The sequence below is a fragment of the Marixanthomonas spongiae genome, from assembly GCF_003095375.1.
GTDB lineage: Bacteria > Bacteroidota > Bacteroidia > Flavobacteriales > Flavobacteriaceae > Marixanthomonas > Marixanthomonas spongiae.
On sequence record NZ_QEHR01000025.1, the window covers coordinates 1 to 3,512 of the forward strand.

A 3,512-nucleotide genomic window follows, 5' to 3' on the forward strand; every position below is an offset into this window, starting at 1 on the left:
CTGTAAAGGGTAAGCTGTTCCCGGTCTTGTCCTTGTTGGTATTCCATTCCTAAAGATAAGGCAAATTAAAATTATATCCTTGGAAAAAGGCTGCAATAATGGCATGGTTTTGAGACAGTCTGACGGTCTCGGCTATGAGTAGTTGCGTGGTTTAGCACTTAACTTTGCAAGTACACACCAAACTGAAAATCCGCGAGGATTTTCAGAAGTAGGCGAGAACAAGCAATTACTTATAGCCATTGTTGGCATTAGTTATTTTCTTTAGTTAAAAATTCTTTTTCAATTGCTGATTCAATTGTTTCTACAATTGTACTTGCTTTAAAAACAATTCCTAAATCAATCATTTCCTGACCAACAGAAATGTTTTTATGGTTTGTAGGAATCGGTACGCTTATAATTTCGTTTACAGAATTTCTGAAAAATACAGCTGCAACAATACCTAAAAAGAAAAGTCTGGTTCCTCCCATAAGTCCACCACCTTTGTTTGTGTATGCTCCGGAATTATATAGCAAAACTGGACTTCCGCTGGAGCCTCCAAAGACTGAGGCATCAATTAGAAACTTTTTTTCGTTTTCAAAATCCACTGCGTAATGTGTAGCAGTTGTTCCTTGTCTTAAAATTGGCGTGTGGTTTTTTCTATCCCAAATCCCATTTGGATATCCAATAAAAGTAATGTTTTCAATAGCATCAATTTGTTTAACTTGTTCTTCGTTAGGAATGTTTTCTGAAGAAAGGTGATGGTAATAAACATCTACATTAAACTTGTTTTTTAATTGCTCTAATAAAGGAATTAATGGTGTAACAGTTACATCAATATTAGGGTCGTCATTACCTCTCCATAATTTTTCAAAGTCATTAAATTGTAGTCGAAAAGAATCTCCCAAAGTTGGTTTGTCATCTTTTTTCTTGATAAAGGTAATTCCACCTTGAACAGCATCTTTAACAACGTGTTTATTCGTAACGATTGACAAAGCTTGTACATCCTTATATTTGTGTAGAAATATAAATCCAGTTCCTGAACCATTTTCACCTTTTTTATTTACAGTGTCGATTCTAACTGTAACAAATAATAATTTTTCTGCAATTGAAGTTACTTCCATTTAGTTCTAATTAATGCCAACGGTCTCGTATAACCGTCAGTTACGGGAAAATCAGCAGTGATTTTTCCGCTGACGGTTTAAAGTTAGTAAAAAGGCGTGAATTCCGATAAGGAATTCCGCCGTAATTGCGGTTATACATTGTTGTGCAACGTTATTTTTATATTTTTTTAAATTCGGTTCCGTTCCAGATTTCAGTGCTAACTTCAACAATATTGTGTAAACTCATCAATTGGGTTTTTTCGTCAATCAAGGCAGAATTAAAGATGATTAAACTGCTATCTTTTTTATATTCAGAACCATAGGTGGAAAAATAATCATTATAAATTTTTCCATTTGTTCTGTCCACAATAACACCGCTTTGACAAGGAGAACCACAACCCCAAATCACTAATGTATATTTTCCAGCAAAGTTAATACCGTTTTTACATTCTTCTTTGATTCTTGTTATGTTACGTTTTGCCCAGGGAAATTTCTCAAAATCTGGTTCTACTAATTCTCCATTGTAAATTTTAACTTTAAAATCAGAGAAAGTGACTTTTGGATTGTATTTTTCGTAAACCTCAAATCTCTTTTTATCCAAATTTTTGGCAACAAATAGTATGTCATTTTTAAAATCAATAATTTTAAAATCCGAAAATTTTAAACTATCAGCTACCTTTATTATTTCTATTTCAGCACTTTTATTTCCAATTACTAAGTAGCCTTTAGAATTTATTAACGTGTCTATTGATTCTGTCAAAAATTTTGGTTTTTTGGCTTCCTCAATTTTGGTCGAATCAATTTTCTTATCGTTGGAAGTTTTTTTTTGACATCCGACAATAAAAATCAATAGAATTATTAAATATTTTTCGAGGTTCATTCTAATGTTGCACAACGGTCTCGGCTATGAGTAGTTGCGTGGGTTCGCATGAAACTTTGCAAGTACACACCAAACTGAAAATCCGCGAGGATTTTCAGAAGTAGACGAGAACAAGCAATTACTTATAGCCATTGTTGCCACCCGTTTTTGTTATTTGTTGCATCTTTTAATCCAAATCTATATCAATATCACCAACTTTCTCATTTCCATAATATAATTCAAATACTGGTTCCTTATCGAGCTTTTGAATTGCGAAAAAAGCATCAGCGATAAAAGAATTCATTGTTATTGGCGCATAGTAGATTCCTGAAATTATTGGATTTTTATCAGTTCCAAAATTTATTTGGCAAGTAATATTCTTATAACCTTCAAATTGATAATCTTCAAAAGTGTCTTTAATTTTTGGGTCAAAATCGGGAACACTTTGATAAGGACGACCTCGTTTATTAAGTAATTTAGTTTTTAATAGTTCTTTGCCTTGATAAGTTGGTACACCAATTGAAAATGATTTATAACCCACAAATTCCACAAGTTGGTATCGAACTTTATTTACAGTATCCAATAAGGAAAATGGATTTACATCAACATCCTTTTTATTCTCGGATTTGATTTTTGATTTTATCATTATTTTTTTCAAACCATCCCCTTTTACTTTTACGTTCTGTTGCGTATGAAAAAGAGTAGGAGCTTTTTTAACCTTTTTTATTTTAATTGTTATATTGTCATTAACTGTAACTTCTTGAGCAATTATATAATTTGTCGAAATAATTGCTATTGAAAAAATGAAGATAATTTTTTTCATACTTTATTTATTTAAAATTTGGTTTAGTGGTATTTTAACTCCTATATAATATGCAGTTCTTAAAAGTTCGTCCTCAACAATTCTTGAAAACGGACTATGTATTCCGACATCAATTATTAGAAGTTTTGGGAATCTATAGTTTAGGCCGAGTTTAATTGGAAAGTCAAAATTTTTAGTTTTTTCATTCAATTCTTCATTTTCAAAATGAGGTGTTTTAGTCATATATGCTATTCCGGCTCCTAGATTTAAATATAATTCTCCATTCCTAATTAATGATAAGGAAGTATAGGGAATAAAATTAATAGAGGTAAACTCGATATCCTTAAATTCTGTAGATGTTGTTTTGGTGTAAAATAATTCTCCAGCTATCGCAATACGTTCTTCAAGGAAAAATTGGCTAAAAACTCCAAAACTAAAATTACTTTCATATCCTGTTGTTCTTGAACCTTCTCCACCATATTCTCCAATTATGATAAATGAGTCATCAGGTATGTTAAACGATGTTCTTTCGTAATTAAACATTGGACCAATTTCAAATTCTTGTGCAAACGATAGTCCGCAAATCAAAAGCATTAATAGTAAAGTAATTTTTTTCAAAGTTTTCAATTTTTTTTAAATGGGTGGCAACGGCAGTCTGTCTCAAAACTACCAATTAATTCTCTTAAAAACAGTATTTTTCGGATTTTGGTGAAATCCATCGGTGTGCCGGCATTTTTTGAAAGTTGCTTTTACGTGCCCCCAAACAGTTTAA

At 31.7% G+C, this 3,512-nt stretch carries 4 protein-coding genes; all 4 read right to left on the bottom strand.

What is annotated here, in order from left to right; translation table 11 throughout:
- Positions 1 to 248 precede the first annotated feature (248 nt).
- Complete coding sequence (locus DDV96_RS15695) at positions 249 to 1,100, bottom strand: trypsin-like peptidase domain-containing protein (protein WP_116695728.1); 852 nt, start codon at positions 1,098 to 1,100, stop codon at positions 249 to 251.
- 157 nt (positions 1,101 to 1,257) lie between these two features.
- A complete protein-coding gene (locus tag DDV96_RS15700; protein WP_116695729.1) occupies positions 1,258 to 1,959 on the bottom strand; it encodes a hypothetical protein in 702 nt (233 codons plus the stop codon).
- A gap of 166 nt (positions 1,960 to 2,125) precedes the next feature.
- Positions 2,126 to 2,761, bottom strand: a complete 636-nt coding sequence (locus tag DDV96_RS15705) for a hypothetical protein (protein WP_116695730.1) — start codon at positions 2,759 to 2,761, stop codon at positions 2,126 to 2,128.
- A gap of 3 nt (positions 2,762 to 2,764) precedes the next feature.
- Positions 2,765 to 3,358, bottom strand: a complete 594-nt coding sequence (locus DDV96_RS15710) for a hypothetical protein (RefSeq protein ID WP_133240872.1) — start codon at positions 3,356 to 3,358, stop codon at positions 2,765 to 2,767.
- Between the last annotated feature and the right edge of the window lie 154 nt (positions 3,359 to 3,512).